Source organism: Azospirillum sp. Marseille-Q6669, assembly GCF_965111635.1.
The window spans coordinates 2,352,814-2,370,939 of the sequence record NZ_CBCOOP010000001.1; the positions used below are offsets into that span (position 1 = coordinate 2,352,814).

The window sequence follows — 18,126 nt, forward strand, 5'->3', positions numbered from 1 at the left end:
GGGAAGAACCGACCCATGAAGCTGCTCCGTTCCGTTCTTCTGGCGACCGGCCTCGCCGCCGCCATCCTCGCCCCCGTCGCCGCCTCCGCCCAGGACATCAAGCCGCGGCTGATCCGCTTCGGCTACGGCCTGTCGGAGAGCAGCAACCAGGGCCGCGCCGTGAAGTTCTTCGTCGAGGAGATGTCCAAGCGCTCCGGCGGCAAGCTGAAGGTCAAGGGCTTCGCCGACGCCAGCCTGGGCAGCGACATCCAGATGCAGAACGCCCTGATCGGTGGCGCGCAGGAGATGATGGTCGGCTCGACCGCCACGCTGGTCGGCATCGTCAAGGACTTCGCCGTCTTCGACCTGCCCTTCCTGTTCAACAACGAGCAGGAGGCCGACGCCGTGTTCGACGGCCCGTTCGGCCAGAAGCTGGCGGCCAAGCTGAACGACAAGGGCCTCGTCGGCCTCGTCTACTGGGAGAACGGCTTCCGCAATCTGACCAACAGCAAGCGCCCGGTCACCAAGGTCGAGGACCTGAAGGGCATCAAGCTGCGCGTCATGCAGAACCCAGTCTACATCGACATGTTCAACGGCTTCGGCGCCAACGCCGTGCCGCTGTCCTTCTCCGAGCTGTTCACCGCCATGGAGACGGGCACGGTCGACGGCCAGGAGAACCCGGTCACCACCATCCAGTCCTCGAAGTTCTACGAGGTCCAGAAGTACCTGACCATTTCCAAGCACGTCTACAGCCCGTGGATCGTCCTGGCCTCCAAGCGCTGGTACGACGGCCTGTCCGCCGATGAGCGCAAGATCATCAACGAGGCCGCCGCCGCCTCGCGGGATTTCGAGCGCAAGGACAGCCGCGAGGCGTCGAAGCAGAGCATCGCCTACCTGAAGGACAAGGGCATGCAGATCAACGAGCTGAGCGACGCCGAGCTGGGCCGCATGCGTGAGATGGTCAAGCCGGCCATGGACAAGTTCGCCGCCGACGGCGGCGCCGACCTGCTGAACGAGTTGCAGGGCGAGATCACCAAGGTCCGCAAGTAAGGCTTTGAACCTCCCTCTCCCGCCCCGGGAGAGGGAAGGGGCCCGCGCAGCGCGCGGGAAGGGTGAGGGTGCGGCAACGGATCAGCACTTCGATTCTCGAACGACCCTCACCCGCCCGCTTTCGCGGACACCCTCTCCCGGGGCGGGAGAGGGACTTTTCTTCCTTCACTTCACCCGTTCACCCGTGAACGGGTTCCAGCCCACGGCGGCCATCACCGTCCAGGCCGTCACCGCCAGATGGGGGCGGCGGTAGTAGCGGAAATCGTCCGTGGTGCTGTCCGGCCCGATGGCGAGGCCGGTGGTGATGCTGTCCTCGCGCGTCGCCCAGACATGGCCGCCGCGGCTGACCTCCTTGCCGACCTCGGCCAGAAGCCGATGCGCGTCGTCCGACCGTCCCAGCAGGCGGTAGACCAGCGCGGCCTGCGCCGTGCCCTCCACCCACATCCCGTCGCGGTCGTCGTTGAAGTCGAAACCGCCGTCGACGCCGTGGGCCTTCTCCGCATAATCCAGCGCCGCGCGCCACGCCTCCGGAGCGCCGCGCAGCAGCAGCGGCCAGAGCTGGGCGTCGAGGCCGGAGGTGGCCCGGTTGACCGTCACCCCGTCCGGCGCCGTCCCGGTGGGGAAATGCCCGCCGCCGTCCGCCCACATGCGGTCGAGGAAACCACGCGCCGCCTTCTCCGGCCCGGCCCAGTCCCCCGCCGTGCCGCTGCGCTCCAGCCAGCCGAACAGGGCGACGAGGTCGGTGTTGTGCTCCGTCGCCTTCCAGGTCAGCGCCTGCGGCTTGTCGTCGAAGCCCTGGACGCCGCCGTTGAAGCCGCCCGGCCCGCGCGGGTCGGCGGTGTTGGCCACCACCCAGCGGGCCAGTTCCGCGGCGCCGTTGCGGAAGCGCTCCTCGCCCGTCGCCTCGCCCAGAGTCATCAGGGCCAGCCCCGCCCAGGCGACGTTGCCGGTGGCGGAGCCGACCTGATAGGCGTCCTCGAACCAGCGGTTGGCGGTGACGTCCCACCAGCCGTTGGGTGGGATCGGCTTCTGGGTCTGGGCACCGGCGCGGTAGGTGTTGCGCAGCCGCCCCTGGCGCCGCGCGCGGTCCAGCGTGGCGGCGGAGAGCAGCGACTCGCCGATGCGCAGCGCCGGCTCCGTCTTGCCGCAGGCGACCAGGGCGATGACGGCCAGCGCGTTGTCGTAGGTGAAGGCGGCCTCGCGCAGCGGCAGTTCCGACGTCTGGCCGACGCCGAAGCTGCTGTCGTAGCTGCGCAGGAACACCGGGCCGGAGCCGGGGATCTCCGCCACCCGCGACTCCAGCGTCCCGCAGGTCTTCCCGGCCAGCGCCGCGGCGCCATCCTCGGCCCGGGCGGCGCTGGACGCGACCCCGGAGGCCGCCAGGGTGCCGACACCGGCGGCGAGCAGCCACGCGGCCAGACGGCTTTTTCGCTTCATCGAAGACACTCCCATTCCCGTCCCGGCGCTGCTCAGCCTTCGAAGGCTCGGACGGACTGGCGCTGCTCGCCCAGCCCTTCGACGCTCAGGCGCATGGTCTGGCCGGGCTGGAGCCAGGGGTGGTTCGGCCCGCGGCCCAGCGCCACGCCCTGCGGCGTGCCGGTCGCGATGACGTCGCCCGGCAGCAGGGTCATGAAGCGGCTGATGTAGGACACGATTTCGGCGACGCCGAAGATCATGTCGGCGGTCGTGCTGTCCTGCATCGGCTGGCCGTCCACCTCCAGCCACAGGCGCAGCGCCTGCGGGTCGGGCACCTCGTCGCGGGTGACCATCCAGGGGCCAATCGGGCAGAAGCTGTCGGCGCTCTTGCCCTTCACCCACTGGCCGGTGCTCTCGGTCTGGAAGGCGCGCTCCGACACGTCGTTGAGGACGCAATAGCCGGCGATGTGGTCGAAGGCGTCGGCCTGTTCGACGTAGCGGGCGGTGCGGCCGATGACGATGCCGAGTTCGACCTCCCAGTCGAGCTTGGTGGCGCCGCGCGGCATCTGGACCGGGTCGTTGGGGCCGCAGATGGAGGTCGTCGCCTTCATGAACAGCACCGGCTCCGCCGGTTCGGGCAGACCGGATTCGGCGGCGTGGGCGCGGTAGTTCAGCCCGACGCAGACCACCTTGGACACGCCGGTGACGCAGGGTCCGAGCCGGGTCCCGTCCGGCACCTGGGCCAGCCGGTCGGTGTCGAGCGTGCGCAGATGGGCCAGCCCGTCCTCGGTCAGGGTGGCCGGACCGATGTCGGACACCACGCCCGACAGGTCGCGGATCACGCCGTTGCGGTCCAGAAGACCCGGACGCTCATGGCCCGGCGGGCCGAATCGCAGAAGTTTCATCAGGCTAAACCCTTCCCGTTCCCGAAGGTTGAGCCGCGCCTCTCCTCCGGTGAGTGCTGTCCGGTTCCGGCCGAAGCCGGAAAGGGGCTGTTCCGTCGCGGTCCGGTCTGGTGTACCCTTTTTTCAGCCCATGGGGAAACCAGACGGGAGGCGGAGATGCCGGTGTGGCGCCGTTACCTCGTGAAGGAACCGACCGGGCGGCTGGTCGAGCTGACCAGCCGTCAGTACGACCGCGCCGACGACGGCACGGCGCCGATCCCCGATTACGCCGGCCGCTGCGTTGAACTGGTGTCGGCGGTGCTGGTCGGCAAGCAGGGCGCGGCGCCGACGGTGACCGAGGTCGCCTTCACGAAGCTGTATTTCGACCAGTCGGGATTCGTCGACGCCGCCAAGCGGGAACGGATGATCCGCCTGATGCTGGAAAGCTGCGCCGACCGGCGCGGCCGCAAGCCGGCCCGGCGGACGGAGTGCACCGACTGCAACGCCCTGGCGGAGCGCGCCGACGCCGCGCGCAGCGAGCTGATGCGCGACTTCGAATGGGCCCCGGCCCCGGCCGAGGTGACCGCCGCGCTGTTCGTCCTGGGACCGCCCGGCAGCGCCGCGCCATTGCACTGACGCTCCCCTTTTGCCCGGCCTCTTCCTCGAAAAGTCACATCCCTCCACCTCTTCCCCCATGCCAGGACGCCCCCATATGGCTTCTGGCACAGGAGGAGGAGCCCCGATGCATCGCCGCGCCGCCATCCGCCGCTCGCTGCTTGCCCAGCCTGCGTTTGCCCGGCCTACGTCTGCCAAGCCCACGCTTGCCCGCGTCCGGCAACTCGCGCTGATCGGCACGGGGTGGAGCCTGATCGGCTTGGGCGCTTTGATGTCGCCGTTGCCGGGACCGTTCGGTTTTCCAGTGGCGCTTGCCGGAGGGGTGATCCTTCTGCGCAACTCCGCGGACGCCCGCCGCCTGTTCGTGCGGCTGAAGCGCCGCCACCCCCGGCTGCTCAGCCCCGTCGAGCGCATCCGCGTCAAGCTGCGCCACCGCCGCAACGCGGCCAAGGCCAAGGCGGCCGCCACCGCCTGACGGGGCTGCACGGTCGTTCGTCGAGCCGTCGTTCTTCCCGTGATCAGTTTTGAACAGACCTGTGCGCGTCTGTCGGTGGGCAACCGCGAAGCGCCCACCGGGATCCGCTCCGTTGCCCGCGGTCAGGCCCGTTTGCGGGCAGCAGGCTTTTCGTCGCTGTCCCCATCGGATTTCGCGGCGTCAGCCTTCGCGGTGTCGGCCTTTTTGGCAGCTGCCTTCTTCGGAGCGGCCTTCTTCACCGCGTCCTTCTTGGCCGGCTCCTTCTTTGCCGCCGTCGCCTTGGCCTTGGTCGCCTTCTCGGCCTTGGCGGGCGCTTCGGCGCCGTCCGCGGCGGGTTCGGCCTCCTTCGGGGCCTTGCCCTTCTTGGCGGCGTCCTTTGCGGCCTTGGCCTCCAGAAGCTCCAGCGCCTGCTCCAGCGTCACGCTGTCCGCTTCCGTGCCCTTGGGGATGGAGGCGTAGACGGAGCCATGCTTGACATAAGGACCGAAGCGGCCGGACCCGGTGGTCACCGGCTTGCCGGTCTTCGGATGGTCGCCCAGCGTCTTGGCGGGAGCGGACGCCTTCTTGGCGGCGCCGGCCAGCAGGTCCACCGCGCGGTTGATGCCGATGGTCAGCACGTCGTCGTCGGGAGTCAGCGACTTGTAGACGCTGCCGTGCTTCAGGTAGGGGCCGAAGCGGCCGATGCCGGCGCTGATGTCCTCGCCCGTCTCCGGGTGGTTGCCGATGCTGCGCGGCAGGGCGAGCAGCTTCAGCGCGGTGTCGAGATCCACGTCGGCGGCGGCCATGCCCTTGGGCAGGGAGACGCGCTTGGGCTTCGGCTCCTCGGTCTTGACCTTCTTCTTGCCCTTGGTCTTTTTGCCGTCGGCGGGCGCCTCCTCGGCCACGACCTCGGTCGGAGCGGCAGCCACCGGGGGCGGGCCGAGCTGGATGTAGGCGCCGTAGGGACCGCGCCGCACGGTGACCGGCAGGCTGGTTTCCGGGTCGTTGCCCAGCTCGCGCGGGCCTTCCTGCGCCTCGCCGTTCTCGTCGTTGGCGACGGCGAGCGGGCGGGTGTAGCGGCATTCCGGGTAGCGCGAGCAGCCGATGAAGGCACCCATCTTGCCGAGCTTCAGGCCGAGCCGGCCCTGGCTGCACACCGGGCAGACGCGCGGGTCGTGGCCCGGCGTGTCGCTGTCGGCGTTGGTCGGGAAGAAATGGGGACCCAGCTCCTCATCCAGCGTGGTCAGAACCTGGGTGATGGTCAGGTCCTTGGTCCCGTCCACCGCGACGTGGAAGGCGCGCCAGAAGTCGCGCAGCACGGTCTTCCAGTCGATCCGCCCGTCGGAGATCTCGTCGAGCTTGTTCTCCAGGTCGGCGGTGAAGTTGTACTCCACGTACCGGTTGAAGAAATTCTTCAGGAAGGCGGTGACCAGACGGCCGCGGTCTTCCGGAATGAAGCGCCGCTTGTCCAGCCGCACGTAGTTGCGGTCCTGGAGCACCTGGAGGATGGAGGCGTAGGTGGACGGGCGGCCGATGCCCAGCTCTTCCAGCTTCTTGACCAGGCTCGCCTCGGTGTAGCGGGGCGGCGGCTGGGTGAAATGCTGTTCCGGGCTGATGTCGCCGCGGGCAAGGGCGTCGCCCTGCTCCATGGCGGGCAGGCGGCGCTCCTGGTCGTCGTCGGCGGCGCCGTCGTCGCGGTCCTCCTGGTAGACCTTGAGGAAGCCGTCGAACACGACGACCGAGCCGGTGGCGCGCAGCACGACGTCCTTGGACGGCGAGGCGATGTCCACCGCCACCTGATCCAGCACCGCGCTTTCCATCTGGCTGGCCAGCGTGCGCTTCCAGATCAGCTCGTACAGCCGCAGCTCGTCGCCTTCCAGGTAGGAGGCGACCTCCTCCGGGCGGCGGAACAGGTCGGTCGGGCGGATGGCCTCGTGCGCTTCCTGGGCGTTCTTGGCGGCGGTCTTGTAGACGCGCGGCTGCGCCGGGACGTAGCGCTCGCCCCAATGGGAACCGATCAGGTTGCGGGCGCCCTCGATGGCCTCCTGCGACAGGCTGACGCCGTCGGTTCGCATGTAGGTGATCAGGCCCACCGTCTCGCCGCCGATGTCCACACCCTCGTACAGCCGCTGCGCGGTCCGCATGGTGCGGGTGGCGCCGAAGCCCAGCTTGCGCGAGGCCTCCTGCTGGAGGGTCGAGGTGGTGAAGGGCGGGGAGGGGTTGCGGCGGCTCTGCTTGCGCTCCACTGTCGCGACCGAGAAGGCCTGCGGGCTGATGCGCGCCACCGCGGCCTCGGCCGCCTCGCGGGCGGGCAGGGCGAACTTGTCGAGCCGCTTGCCGTCGAGCTGGGTGAGCTGGGCCGTGAAGGAGGCGCCGCCCGGCGTGGCGAAGCCCACCTCGATGGTCCAGTATTCCTGCGGCTTGAAGACCTCGATCTCCGACTCGCGCTCGCAGATCAGGCGCAGCGCCACCGACTGCACGCGCCCCGCCGAGCGCGAGCCCGGCAGCTTGCGCCACAGCACCGGCGACAGGGTAAAGCCGACCAGATAATCAAGGGCGCGGCGGGCCAGATAGGCGTCCACCAGCTCCCGCGAGACGTCGCGCGGGGCCTCCAGCGCGGCCTGGACGGCGGTCTTGGTGATTTCGTTGAAGGTGATGCGCTGGACCTTGGAGTCGTCGATCAGCCGCTTTTCGCGCAGCAGCTCCGACAAATGCCAGGCGATGGCTTCCCCTTCGCGATCCGGGTCGGTTGCGAGATAGACGCGTTCCGCCCCTTTGACCGCCTTGGCGATCTCGTCGATGTGGCGCTTGGAGCGGTCGCCCAGCTCCCAGTCCATGGCGAAGTCCTCGTCCGGACGCACCGATCCGTCGCGCGCCGGAAGGTCGCGCACATGGCCGAAGCTGGCGACCACGGTGTAATCCGAGCCAAGGTATTTGTTGATGGTCTTCGCCTTGGCCGGCGATTCGACGATGACGACGTTGCTGCCCGGCAAGAGTCCGCGCCCCTGAAAGTGCCTATCCCATACACCGGCGGTGCGGATCGGGATCAGATCAGGTTCACCTGATTCCCAGGCTGGCGCTGGACACGGCCCGCAAGCTCAAGTTCCAGCACCACGGTCAACACCACCGGAGCGGACAATTGGCACCCGCGGACGAGTTCGTCAATGGCAACCGGTGTGTGACCGAGGTTTTCCAGGATGATGGCGCGCGCCGATTCAAGGTCCGCCTCGGACGGAACGGCGGGGCGGGCCTGGGTGAACAGGTCGCCCTGGCGCTCCCGCAGGGTCGGCGGCGACAGGTTGTCCAGCGCCCGCAGCACGTCGTCCACCCCCTCCACCAAGGCCGCCCCCTGACGCAGAAGATTGTTGGTGCCCTGGCAACGCGGATCGAGCGGTGAGCCGGGAACCGCCATCACCTCCCGTCCCTGTTCCAGCGCCATGCGCGCGGTGATGAGGGAGCCGGACCGCAGCGCCGCCTCCACCACCAGAACCCCCAGCGACAGGCCGGAGATCAGCCGGTTGCGGCGCGGGAAATGGCGGGCCTGCGGCGTGGTGCCGACCGGGCTTTCCGCCACGATCACACCCTGCTGCACTATGTCGCGGTAGAGTTTCTCGTTCTCCGGCGGGTAGACGACATCGGCGCCGCCCGCCACCACCGCCGCGGTTCCGCTGCCGAGCGCCCCGGCGTGGGCCGCCGTGTCGATCCCGCGCGCCAGCCCGGAAACGACCAGCAATCCGGCCTCCCCCAGTTCCCGCGCCAGCCGTTCGGCGAACTTCTTGCCGTTCATCGAGGCGTTGCGCGCCCCGACCAGCGCCACCGCGCGCCGTTGCAGCAGATGCGGGTGACCGAGGACCGACACCGCCGGGGGCGCGTCGTCAAGCGCCGCCATGGCCTCCGGATAGTCGGGCTCGCAGGAGAAGAGCAGGCGCGCGCCGATGCGGTCGTTGGCGACCAGTTCGCGGTCTATGTCCGCCTTCGGCGCGATGCGCAGCGGCTTGGTCCGCCCGCCGCGCCTGGCGAGGTCGGGCAGCGCCTCCAGCGCGGCGCCGGCGCTGCCGAAACGCTCCAGCAGGCGGTGGAAGGTGATCGGCCCGACATTCTCGGTTCGAATGAGTCGGAGCCAGTCGAACCGCTCGGCGGCGGACAGGGTGCGGCGCGGTTGAATCATGCGACCATTCATACAACCGGCATCGGGGCGCGATCAACACGCAAACGTGTGCGTCGGCGCTCTTCTCAAGGACTCGACAGAGCGGTCATTTGCGCCAGAAGCCGAAGAGCCCCTTCTTCTTCGGCGGAGCCTCCGGTTCGGGCTCCGGCTCCGGCTCCGGATCCGGATCGTCGTCGAAGGAGAAGGGATCGTCCTCGGCGTCGGCCTTTGCGGTTGCGGCCGGCTCGGTTTCGGCCATGGACTCGTCCGGATCGTCGTCCGTGTCGAAGGAGAACGGGTCCTCGCTCGGCTCCGCATCCGTCTTGGCGGGGGCGTCCTCGGCCGTCTCCTCCGCTTCGTCATCGTCGAAGCTGAAGGGATCGCCGGCGTCGTCGGCGCTGTCGGCCGAGTCGGTCGCTTCGGCCGTTTCGTCTTCGATCTTCTCCTCCGTGTCGTCGGTGTCGAAGCTGAAGGGATCGCTGCCGTCCTCGTCCTCGTCATCATCGAAGTTGAAGGCGTTGGCATTACCGCCGCCCGCATCGTCGTCCTTGGCCTCGTCCTCATCGTCGTCGAAGCTGAAGGCGGAGAAATCCGAGGATTCCTCCTCATCATCCTCGTCGCCACTGCCGAGGGCCGTGGCGGCAGCGGCGGCGACCCCGCTCGCCGCGCTCTGGCCGCGGCGCATCTCCGCCTTGAAGCGCTCAAGTTCCTCGCGGAAGCGATCCTCGGCTTCGCTCCAACGCTGGCGTTCCTGGTCGAGGGTGGCGAGCAGTTCCTCCTCCCGCACGCGGGCGGCGGCGCGTTCCGTGTCGAGCGCCTGGATCAGTTCCTCCTGGCGATGGAGAAGCGACTCGTGCCGCATCTCCATCGCGTCGATGACCTCGCGCACGTACTGCTCGAAGGCGCGGAACTGGAGCGCCAGGACGTCCTCGTCGGCGTTGGACGCCGCTGCGGTGGCCGCCGCCTTCGCGGCCTTGCTCGCCTTGGTCGTGCGTGTCCCGCCGGGTGCCGGTGGCGGCGGGGAAGGCGCCACTGCGGCGGGTGGCAGTGTGCGCTGACCACCGGGGGTGGCGCCGTCACCCCCAAGCCAGCGCGACACCAGGATGTAGGAGACTTGCAACTCCTCCGCGATGCGGCGGTAGCTCCAGCCCTGGGCGCGCAGCCGTTCGGCCATGCGCTGGCGGTCCGGCTCCTCGCTGGGCGTCGCCGGGCGCGTGGGCAGGGAGGATGTCGGACCGATCCCCTCGGTGGGGGTCGCGACGACGATCACATCCTTCAGTTTCTGGTCGGCCATCGGGTCTCCGCCGTCCTGCGCGCAGGGCGTTCCTTACCGCGATGTTGGCCGCGTTCGGGGTGCGCTGTCGATCCGGGACGGGTCCCGGTTGAAGCAGTCTGGGCGGGAAACCCGCCGGACCGGGCCAATTCGCGCCGGTCCGGCCCGGTCAGCTCATTTCCTGGATGTGCTCGACATAGCCGGACAGGGCGGCGATCCCCTGCTCGGTCAGTTCGATGAAGACGCGGCGGCCGTCCTTCTCGTCGGCGATCCGGCGCACCAGCCCACGGTCGTGCAGTTCGGTGATCCGCCGCAGCGCCGTGGTCTGGGCCACACCGGAGGCCATGCACAGCGACGACACGGAAATCCGCCGCCCGCGCAGATGGTTGGCCATCAGATCGAGCAGCATGTCCCAGCAGGGGTCCTCGAACAGCCCCTTCGGGAAATACTTGTCGCGGGCGACGCGGGATTGCTGGAGGGTTCTCAACACCGCCAGCCGCCGGTTCTCCCCCGCCGCGGTGGGCGTGGACGATGGGGTGGCGGGCGCGGGGGTGGCGACCGGAGCGGCCAGCGTCGGCTGGCCTTCGCGCAGCGCCTTCACCGCTTCGATGAGGGCGAGACCGTGGCGGTAGGCGTCCTCCAGCGCCCCATGCAACTCGCCATTGCCGGCGGGTGCGGACGGGGCGGAGGCGGGCAGCGTGGCCGCCGCCTGCTGGGCGGCCAAAGCGCGGGCGAGCGCGCCGTGGAGCTGGCTGCCGTCCTGCGGATCGCTGACGAAATCCGCCGCGCGCAGATGCATGGCGCGGACGACGTCCGCCGCGGTGGCGTTCGGCGCGACGACGATGACCTGGAGATGCCGCTGCACGCTCTTGCGCATCCGCTCGACCAGGGCCAACCCGTCGAAATGGGGCAGAGCCAGCTCGACCGCCACGATGCCGATGCTGCCGTCCGCCTCCAACGTGTCGAGCGCCGCGATGGGGTCGTGGGTCACGTGGATGCGGTGGCCGTTGCGTTCGAAGGCGTCGTGCATGCCGATGCCCAGCGCACGGTCCGCGCAGGCGATCAGGATGGACGTCGCCGAAACATGAAGGCCGGCGCTGGTTTGGACCGGGCGCACCGGCCATGCCAAGGGTCGCTCCAACTCGATCCGCATCGAAGCCCTTCCCCCGTTGGGTGCATGGAATGCTGTGCTTAAGGATTACCACGCAAAGCAAACCATCATGGATGCAATCATGGTCCAAAATAGAGCGATCGATAAATGTCTCAAAATTCCATAAAAATTCGATGGATTAGGCGGAACGGCATAAGACGGCGGAATTGCGCTGTCGTCTATTCTTGGTTTGATATGTTAAATTCAATGGATTGCCCTTTTCGGTTGCGGTGCGGTGGGCGAAGGTGCGCGTCAGGCGGGGTTGGGCCGGAGCGGAGCCATGTCGCCGGGGTCTTCTCCAGACTGGACCCGTCTCGGAAACGGCGGCGCGGGCGATGCGCGTAAGGTGGCTGCACTCCTTGCCGGCACCGGACCCATGCGCCTGACCCTGACGACCAAGATCATTTTGCTGCTGCAGGTGGCGCTCTGTTTCGCGCTGCTCTCCACCGCGGCGCTCTCCTATCTGAAGATGGAGCGCATGGTGGAGGACACCGTGGCGTCCCGCTTCACCGTCGCCCTGCGCGGGCTGGCGGGGGAGGTCGAAGGCGCCGTCAGTCTTGGCGTGTCCATCACCGCCCTGCGCAATCTCGACGCGCTGATCCAGCGCGCGATGGCGCGGGACGACCGCATCACCGGCTTGGTCCTGTTCACCGACACGGGCGAGGTGCTGGCGGCAGCGGGCCGCGGCGGGCCGGTGGGCGCGATTCCCGCCGGCTGGAAGGCGGCCTTCGCCCGCGACGGCAAGTCCGACCGGGTGGCGGCCGTCGCCGATGGTGACAGCCAGGCGCTTCTGCTCGGCATCCGCAACGCCTTCGGCGGTGTCGCCGGCGGCGTCGCCCTGACCTATTCGCTGGGCGAGGTGCAGGCGGGCATCCGCGGCACCATCCCGGACCTGCTGCTGTCGGGCGGCATCAATCTGGTGACCGGGCTTCTCGTCACCATGGTCGCGGTCTGGCTGCTGCTGCGCCCGATCCAGCGGCGGCTGCGCGAGATGACCGCCAGCATCAACATGCTGGGCATGGGCGAGCCGCCCAACCTGACCCCGGAACTGGTGGCCTTCGCCCCCGGCCTGAAGGACTTCGCCGACCGCATCCTGGAACAGCAGCAGCACGGAGCGGAGGAGGACCATCCACAGCCCGCCGGTCCGGCGGCGGAGACCGCGCGCCCGGCGGGAGTCACGCCATGAAGCTGTCCTTCATCCGCCGCCTGAACTGGATGCTGACGGGCGTCGTGTCCGTCCTGATGCTGGTCAGCCTCGCCGTCCAGACCAACCACGTCAACACGCTGTTCCGCCCGCTGATCGAGCCGGAACTGGCCCGCAAGGCCGAGGTGGTCGGGTCCTACGTGGTGGCGCAGATCGACCGCGCGGTGGCGCTCGGCTTCGAGCTGGACAGGCTGGTCGGGATGGACGAGCTGCTGTCCGACGCGCTGGCCGCCAACCCGGACGTCAAGTATCTGGCGCTGGAGATCGGCGGCCGCCTCCACGCCTTCTCCGGGACCGAGGAGGCGCGGTCCGGCAACCGCCTGACCGTCGCCGACGCCCCGCCGGAGGGCGAGCCCCCGCAGTTCCTCGACACCGTCCTGCCGCTGGAGGGCAACGAGGAGGCGCGGCTGCATGTCGGCGTTGATTCCGGCTATGTCCGCTCCGCCATGAACGAGGTGGTGTTCGACCTCGGCTCCGTGCTGATCGTCGCCATCCTGCTCAACATCGAGATTCTGCTGCTGGTCGTCGGCTCCTCCGTCGCGGCGCCGCTGCGCCGGGTGACGGCGGTGATGAAGCAGGCTGCCGACGGGCATCTCGGCGTGCGCGTCGCCCTGCGCAACCGCGACGAGGTGGGCGAGCTGTCGCGCGCCGTCGACTGGGCGCTGGACAGCGTGCAGCACAAGGCCGACATGACCGCCTCCGAGCAGGCCATGACCAAGATCGGCATGATGCAGCGGGTGGTGGAGCTGCGCTTCGCCATCTTCATCTTCTCCCTGGCGGAGGAGCTGACCCGCACCTTCCTGTCCGTCTACATCAAGCAGCTGTTCGAACCGGTGCCCGGCCTGTCGATGGAGATGGTCATCGGCGCGCCCATCGCCCTGTTCATGCTGCTGTGGGCGGTCAGCCAGCCGATCGCCGGCAGCGTGTCGGAGCGGCGCGGGCGGCGGGCGGTGTTCCTCGGCGGAGCGCTGCTCTCCTTCGTCGGTCTGGTCGGCTCCGGTCTCGCCACCGACCTCATCCAGCTCATCGTCGCGCGCTGCCTGACCGCCATCGGCTACGCCAGCGTCTTCATCGCCGCGCAGGGCTTCGTCATCGACGCCACCGACCCCAAGCAGCGCGCCCAGGCCATCGCCATGTACGCCGGCGGCATCCTCAGCGCCGGTGTCTGCGGCCCGGCCATCGGCGGCGTGATCGCCGGACAGGTGGGTTTCCGCACGACTTTCCTGATCTCCGCCGGGCTGGCGCTGCTGGCCGCCTTCATGGCGTGGCAGGTGCTGCCACGGGTGCGCGCGGCCCAGGCCAAATCCAGCCGCGGCCTGCGTCTGGCCGACGCCGTGCTGTGCCTGCGCAACCCGCGCTTCGTCGGGTTGGCTGTCTTCAGCGCGGTACCGGCCAAGCTGGGGCTGACGGCGCTGCTGTTCTTCCTGCTGCCGCTGGCGCTGGATGACCAGGGCGTCAGCCAGTCCTGGATCGGGCGCGTGCTGCTGCTCTACTGGCTGCTGATGATCGTGGTGTCGCCGATGGCCGCGAAGCTGTCGGACCGCTCGGGCCAGCGGGTCGGCTTCCTGGTGGTGGGCGGGCTGGTCGCCGCCGGAGCGGCCTGGGTGCTGTCGATGCCGGGGTCGCTCGGCACGGCGCTGGCCGGGGTCGCCCTGCTGGGGGTGGCGCACGCCATGCTCGGCGCGCCGCAGCTCGCCATGCTCGCCGACGTCTGCGTCAAGGAGCGGGCGGCGCTGGGCGAGACCACGGTGATCGGCATGTTCCGCCTGATCGAGCGGTTGGGCTCCGTCGTCGCGCCCTTCCTGGCCGGGCTGTTCCTGGCCCATTACGGCTACGCCGGGGCGCTGAAGGGCATCGGCGCGGTGCTGGCGGCCTGCGTCGCCGTGCAGCTGCTGCTGAGCGCCCTGTTCCGCCCGCGCCCGCCCGCCGATTTCCCGCAGAGGACCCCCGCATGAGCCTGTCCCGCCGCACCGTCCTGACGGGAGCCCTCACCGCCGGAACGCTGGCCGCTGGTGGTTTCCCGGCCCTTGCGCAGCCATCCTTCGGTCCGGCGGCCAGGACCTTCACCGCCGCCAAACCGGCGCGCATCGTCGTGCTGACCCCGCGCAAGGATGTCGGCGACGTGCTGGGCCTGCGCGATTTCATCGCGTCGAGCGGCCTGTCCGCCACGGTGGAGGTGCGCGAGGTGCCGCAGGCCTCCGCCATGCCGGCGCTGCTGCCGGAGATCCGGGCGTCCAAGCCCGATCTGGTGGTGACGGTCTTCACCCCGCTGACGCTGGGAGCGGTCGGGCGCTACGACGATCCGGACCCGTCGCGCTTCCTGACCGACGTGCCGGTGGTCTTCACCTCGGTCACCGATCCGGTGGCCTCGCGCGTCGTGCGCGCGCTCGACCGTCCGGGGCGCGCGGTCACCGGCACGCGGCACATCGCGCCGGTCGCGGTGCAGATGAAAACGATGCTGTCCTACCGGCGCTGGAAGAAGATCGCCGCGGTCTACAACCCGGCGGAGGATAACATGGTCGTCGCGGTGCGCGACCTGAAGGAGGAGGCCGCCCGCCAGGGGGTGGAGATCCACGACGCCGCGCTGCCGCGCGACGCCTCCGGCGCGCCGGTCGCCGCCGCCATCCCCGACCTGATCGCCGACGCGGCGCGCGCCGGGGCGGAGCTGGTCTACATCGGGCCGGACACGCTGGTCGCCTCCAACAACAACGCGGTGGTGGCGGAGCAGGCGCTGGCCCACCGGCTGGCCACCTTCTGCTCCACCGAACTCCCGATCCGCCGGGCCAACCTGCTGATGGGGCTGGTCAGCCCGGCGGTCAACGTCGGGCGCTTCGCCGGGCTGAAGGCGGTGGAGATCCTGACCGGGGCCAAGCCCGCCGACGGCATCCCGGTGGAGACGCTGAACCGCTTCTCCCTGCTGCTGCGCATCGGGGCGGCCAAGCAACTGGACCTCTACCCGCCGATGCGCCTGCTCAACATCGCCGAAATCGTGCAGGACGCCTGACATGACGGTCCTCTTATCCCCCGAACAGACGGTCCACACGGGCATGCTGCGCGTCCGGTGCGGCGCCCCGGTCTGCGTTCCCTACCGCATCCGCTTCCTCGGCCCCGCCGACCTGCCGGCGCTGGAGGCGTTCCGCGGCTATATCTTCGGGCAACTGCCGGACATCGACGCCTATTTCCCGGAGACGCCGGAGTTCGCCGGGCTGCATCTGGGCGAGCGCGGCGTGACTCTGGGTCTGGAGGCCGAGGGACGGCTGATCGGCTGCGCCATCCTGGGCCTGCCGCAGCCGGGCATGCCGGCCTTCGTGGACGACCTGCCGGGCACGCGCCCCGCCGTCATCGCCACCGCCCATATGGCGAGCTGCATGGTCCATCCGGACTTCCGCGGCAACGGGCTGCAACGGCTGCTGGTGACGCTGCGCACGCTCCACGCGCTGGGAGCCGGGCGTCCTCACCTATTCTCGCGCGTCGCCCTGTCCAACCCGCGCAGCCTGTCGAACCTGCTGACTGGCGGTTTCCTGGTGCGGCGGGTGCTGGTCATGCACGCCAGCGGTCGGCTGCGCTACCTGCTGCACCGCGATCTGGGAGCGGCCCCGCCCGCCTGGATGCCGGGCAGCGAGCGTGTCTTCGCCGTGCCGGAGCTGGACGAACAGAGGGCGGTGATCGAGGCCGGGTGGGTCGGGCGTTCGGTGGAGCTGGACGGTCCAGTGCCGTTGGTCACCTACGCGCGCCCGGTCGAGGCGGTGCAGGCACTGCCCCAGGATGCCGCGCTGGAGGTCACGCCATGAGCCCTCCGCTCAAAACGGCGGTCGTCGTCGATCCCTATTCCACCGGCATCCTTTTGGCACCACGCCTGCGCGCGCGGGGCTACGACGTGGTCGCGGTGCAGAGCCGCCCGGACCTCGCCCCGTCGCTGCTGCGCAGTTACCAGCCCGACGATTTCGCGGCGCACATCCTCCATGACGGCGACCTCGACACGCTGGCGAGGACGCTGCGCCCGCTGGCCCCGGCCTTCATCCTGCCGGGCAACGAGTCCGCGGTGGAGTTGACCGACGCGCTGGGCGCCGTTCTGGGCACGCCGGGCAACAGCCCGAAGCTGACCGCCGCGCGCCGCAACAAGTTCATGATGATCGAGCGGCTGGCCGCCGCCGGTCTGCTGACCGCCCGCCAGACCATGGCGACCGGCGCCGCGGAGGCGGTGGAGTGGGCGGCACAGGCGGGCTGGCCCGTGGTGGCGAAGCCGATGGCCAGCGCCTCCACCGACCATGTCTATTTCTGCGACACCCCGGCGCAGCTGCGCGCCGCTGTCGACGCCATCCTGGGCAGCCGCGACTTCTGCGGCTTGGCCAACGAGCGGGTGCTGGTGCAGACCTACCTCGACGGCCTTGAATACGTCGTCAACACGGTCAGCCGTGGTGGCCGCCACTATGTCAGTGATGTGCTGCTGTCGGCCAAGCGGGCGCTGAACGGGTCGCCCTTTGTCTACGACTACTACCGGCTTCTGCCGCCGGAGGAGCCGGTGGCGCAGGCGTTGATGGGCTACATCCGCCGGGTCCTCGACGCACTGGAGATCACCGACGGTGCCGGCCATGCCGAGGTGCGGATGACCGCCCGTGGCCCGGCCCTGGTGGAAATCGCGGCGCGCGCCATGGGGCCGGCCGGCTCCACCACCGGCATCGCGGCGGGCACCGGGCACGATCAGGTCGATCTGCTGGTCGACGCCTTCGACGGTGCGGCGGCGGTCGGTCCGCTGCTCGACGGCCATTACCGGTTCCAGGCCGACGCGATGGTCCTCTATCTGCCGGTGCTGGTGTCCGGCCGGGTGGAGGCGCTGCCGGACCTCTCCATCCTGGACGGGATGGCGAGCGTGCGCGGCTACGGCCTCGTGCCGCGGGTTGGGGATGAGGTGGTGCCGACGCTGGATCTGACGCAGGTGCTGGCGAAAATCTATCTGGCGCATCCCGACCGCGCCGTGTTCGAGCGCGACTGGGCCGCCATCCGCTCCCTGGAGGACCGCCTCCAGCCGACTGTCGCGTAGCGTCGGAGCGGGCGGGCGGCGATGGCGCATGTCCCTTACGAGCAGCGGTGGGCCGCGGCCCGCAAGCGCTTCGAGGCTGCAACGGCGAAGCATCGGCCGAAGGACGCCAAGGCGGTCGCCGCCGCGCTGACCGGCGACGCCGCGCTGGTCAAGGCGCTGAAGTCCGGCGATGCCGTCCACCGCGCCGGAACCGCCGGTGATGAGGCCGCCAAGAATCTTGCTGCCGCCGGAAAGGACGCCGTGAAGGCGCGCAAGGCCTATCTGGCCGCGCTGGACAAGGCCCTGGACGAGGATACGGCGAGCCGTGGCGACAAGGCCGCGGCGGCGGCCTGCGAGCGGGCGATGAAGGCGCTCGTCAAGGACCTTGCCGAGTTGGAGGCGAATATCGGCGCGGACGCCGACCGCTTCAAGGCGCAGGCCGCCCAGGCCGAGAAGGACGCCGCCTCGTCGGAACGCGCGCAGAAGCGGTGGGAGGCGAACATCAACGGCGCGCTCGCCCGCGCCGCCGCCGGGGTCGCCAAGGTGCGCGCCAAGCCGACGCCGGACACTTACAACGAGCTGTTCCCGGCGCTGGCCCGTGATCTCGCCACCCAGCTCGCCGCGGCGAAGGCGCTGGACGGGCTGCGCGCCGATCCTGACTTCTACCGCCGGAAGCTCGCCCCCTGGGCCGGGCAGGGCGGCGACGGGCCGCCGATGCGCGTGCCGCCCGACTACACCGCCCGCCAGATCACCGACCTCATCAAGGAGTTCGCCACCGTCTGCAAGGGTGTGGTGCAGCTGGTGGGCGGCCGCTGAAACGAGGCGGGGAGCGAAGCCGCCGTTTTGGACCCATTCGGTTCCGGTAGTGGTGGGAGAGGAGCAATCGCCGATTCCGAGGGGCGCGCCCGCCTCCTACCATGCAGACCGATAGGGT

The 18,126-nt window shown here is 69.8% G+C and carries 15 protein-coding genes; 9 read left to right on the forward strand and 6 right to left on the reverse strand.

The annotated features are described in order from the left end of the window. Window positions 1–15 precede the first annotated feature (15 nt). Complete coding sequence (locus ACWPXE_RS10475) at window positions 16–1,029, forward strand: TRAP transporter substrate-binding protein (RefSeq protein ID WP_145672624.1); 1,014 nt, start codon at window positions 16–18, stop codon at window positions 1,027–1,029. Between the two features lie 165 nt (window positions 1,030–1,194). Here the strand turns inward: ACWPXE_RS10475 and ACWPXE_RS10480 are convergent, their stop codons facing one another. Both ACWPXE_RS10480 and ACWPXE_RS10485 read right to left on the reverse strand, forming a co-directional pair. Next, a complete protein-coding gene (locus ACWPXE_RS10480) occupies window positions 1,195–2,466 on the reverse strand; it encodes a hypothetical protein (RefSeq protein ID WP_454017769.1) in 1,272 nt (423 codons plus the stop codon). 32 nt (window positions 2,467–2,498) lie between these two features. After that, window positions 2,499–3,350 (reverse strand): fumarylacetoacetate hydrolase family protein, encoded by an 852-nt coding sequence (locus tag ACWPXE_RS10485; RefSeq protein ID WP_454017770.1) that lies wholly within the window; start codon window positions 3,348–3,350, stop codon window positions 2,499–2,501. Between the two features lie 156 nt (window positions 3,351–3,506). Between ACWPXE_RS10485 and ACWPXE_RS10490 the strand changes: the two genes are divergently transcribed. Further along, complete coding sequence (locus tag ACWPXE_RS10490; RefSeq protein WP_454017771.1) at window positions 3,507–3,965, forward strand: hypothetical protein; 459 nt, start codon at window positions 3,507–3,509, stop codon at window positions 3,963–3,965. A gap of 106 nt (window positions 3,966–4,071) precedes the next feature. Next, window positions 4,072–4,419: a hypothetical protein gene (locus ACWPXE_RS10495; protein ID WP_454017772.1), complete on the forward strand. Its 348-nt coding sequence runs from the start codon at window positions 4,072–4,074 to the stop codon at window positions 4,417–4,419. 122 nt (window positions 4,420–4,541) lie between these two features. On the opposite strand, the gene topA is transcribed toward ACWPXE_RS10495, so the two are convergent. From topA to ACWPXE_RS10515, 4 genes are all read right to left on the reverse strand, one after another. Next, entirely contained in the window at window positions 4,542–7,391 is a 2,850-nt protein-coding gene (topA, locus tag ACWPXE_RS10500; protein WP_454017773.1) for a type I DNA topoisomerase, read from the reverse strand. Window positions 7,392–7,444: 53 nt separating this feature from the next. Then, window positions 7,445–8,566: a DNA-processing protein DprA gene (gene dprA, locus ACWPXE_RS10505; RefSeq protein ID WP_454017774.1), complete on the reverse strand. Its 1,122-nt coding sequence runs from the start codon at window positions 8,564–8,566 to the stop codon at window positions 7,445–7,447. Between the two features lie 85 nt (window positions 8,567–8,651). After that, window positions 8,652–9,839: a helix-turn-helix domain-containing protein gene (locus ACWPXE_RS10510; protein ID WP_454017775.1), complete on the reverse strand. Its 1,188-nt coding sequence runs from the start codon at window positions 9,837–9,839 to the stop codon at window positions 8,652–8,654. Between the two features lie 148 nt (window positions 9,840–9,987). Continuing rightward, window positions 9,988–10,971: a response regulator gene (locus ACWPXE_RS10515; RefSeq protein WP_454017776.1), complete on the reverse strand. Its 984-nt coding sequence runs from the start codon at window positions 10,969–10,971 to the stop codon at window positions 9,988–9,990. A gap of 343 nt (window positions 10,972–11,314) precedes the next feature. Here ACWPXE_RS10515 and ACWPXE_RS10520 point away from each other — a divergent pair, with 343 nt between their 5' ends. Genes ACWPXE_RS10520 through ACWPXE_RS10545 form a run of 6 tightly spaced genes read left to right on the forward strand, consistent with a single transcriptional unit; the run spans window position 11,315 to window position 18,008 of the window. After that, window positions 11,315–12,154, forward strand: a complete 840-nt coding sequence (locus ACWPXE_RS10520; RefSeq protein ID WP_454017777.1) for a hypothetical protein — start codon at window positions 11,315–11,317, stop codon at window positions 12,152–12,154. Next, entirely contained in the window at window positions 12,151–14,127 is a 1,977-nt protein-coding gene (locus ACWPXE_RS10525) for an MFS transporter (RefSeq protein ID WP_454017778.1), read from the forward strand. Before ACWPXE_RS10520 ends, ACWPXE_RS10525 begins: the two co-directional genes overlap by 4 nt. Next, window positions 14,124–15,176 (forward strand): ABC transporter substrate binding protein, encoded by a 1,053-nt coding sequence (locus ACWPXE_RS10530; protein ID WP_454017779.1) that lies wholly within the window; start codon window positions 14,124–14,126, stop codon window positions 15,174–15,176. Before ACWPXE_RS10525 ends, ACWPXE_RS10530 begins: the two co-directional genes overlap by 4 nt. A gap of 1 nt (window position 15,177) precedes the next feature. Continuing rightward, window positions 15,178–15,963: a GNAT family N-acetyltransferase gene (locus ACWPXE_RS10535; RefSeq protein ID WP_454017780.1), complete on the forward strand. Its 786-nt coding sequence runs from the start codon at window positions 15,178–15,180 to the stop codon at window positions 15,961–15,963. Then, window positions 15,960–17,213 carry an ATP-grasp domain-containing protein gene (locus ACWPXE_RS10540; RefSeq protein ID WP_454017781.1) on the forward strand — a complete coding sequence of 418 codons (1,254 nt, stop codon included), beginning with the start codon at window positions 15,960–15,962 and terminating at the stop codon, window positions 17,211–17,213. Before ACWPXE_RS10535 ends, ACWPXE_RS10540 begins: the two co-directional genes overlap by 4 nt. 21 nt (window positions 17,214–17,234) lie before the next feature. After that, window positions 17,235–18,008: a hypothetical protein gene (locus ACWPXE_RS10545; protein ID WP_454017782.1), complete on the forward strand. Its 774-nt coding sequence runs from the start codon at window positions 17,235–17,237 to the stop codon at window positions 18,006–18,008. Window positions 18,009–18,126 lie beyond the last annotated feature (118 nt).

Coding starts and splice junctions, on each gene's coding strand:
- ACWPXE_RS10475 (WP_145672624.1), top strand. CDS start 16: ATGAAGCTGCTCCGTTCCGTTCTTCTGGCGACCGGCCTCGCCGCCGCC.
- ACWPXE_RS10480 (WP_454017769.1), bottom strand. CDS start 2,466: ATGAAGCGAAAAAGCCGTCTGGCCGCGTGGCTGCTCGCCGCCGGTGTC.
- ACWPXE_RS10485 (WP_454017770.1), bottom strand. CDS start 3,350: ATGAAACTTCTGCGATTCGGCCCGCCGGGCCATGAGCGTCCGGGTCTT.
- ACWPXE_RS10490 (WP_454017771.1), top strand. CDS start 3,507: ATGCCGGTGTGGCGCCGTTACCTCGTGAAGGAACCGACCGGGCGGCTG.
- ACWPXE_RS10495 (WP_454017772.1), top strand. CDS start 4,072: ATGCATCGCCGCGCCGCCATCCGCCGCTCGCTGCTTGCCCAGCCTGCG.
- dprA (WP_454017774.1), bottom strand. CDS start 8,566: ATGATTCAACCGCGCCGCACCCTGTCCGCCGCCGAGCGGTTCGACTGG.
- ACWPXE_RS10510 (WP_454017775.1), bottom strand. CDS start 9,839: ATGGCCGACCAGAAACTGAAGGATGTGATCGTCGTCGCGACCCCCACC.
- ACWPXE_RS10515 (WP_454017776.1), bottom strand. CDS start 10,971: ATGCGGATCGAGTTGGAGCGACCCTTGGCATGGCCGGTGCGCCCGGTC.
- ACWPXE_RS10525 (WP_454017778.1), top strand. CDS start 12,151: ATGAAGCTGTCCTTCATCCGCCGCCTGAACTGGATGCTGACGGGCGTC.
- ACWPXE_RS10530 (WP_454017779.1), top strand. CDS start 14,124: ATGAGCCTGTCCCGCCGCACCGTCCTGACGGGAGCCCTCACCGCCGGA.
- ACWPXE_RS10535 (WP_454017780.1), top strand. CDS start 15,178: ATGACGGTCCTCTTATCCCCCGAACAGACGGTCCACACGGGCATGCTG.
- ACWPXE_RS10540 (WP_454017781.1), top strand. CDS start 15,960: ATGAGCCCTCCGCTCAAAACGGCGGTCGTCGTCGATCCCTATTCCACC.
- ACWPXE_RS10545 (WP_454017782.1), top strand. CDS start 17,235: ATGGCGCATGTCCCTTACGAGCAGCGGTGGGCCGCGGCCCGCAAGCGC.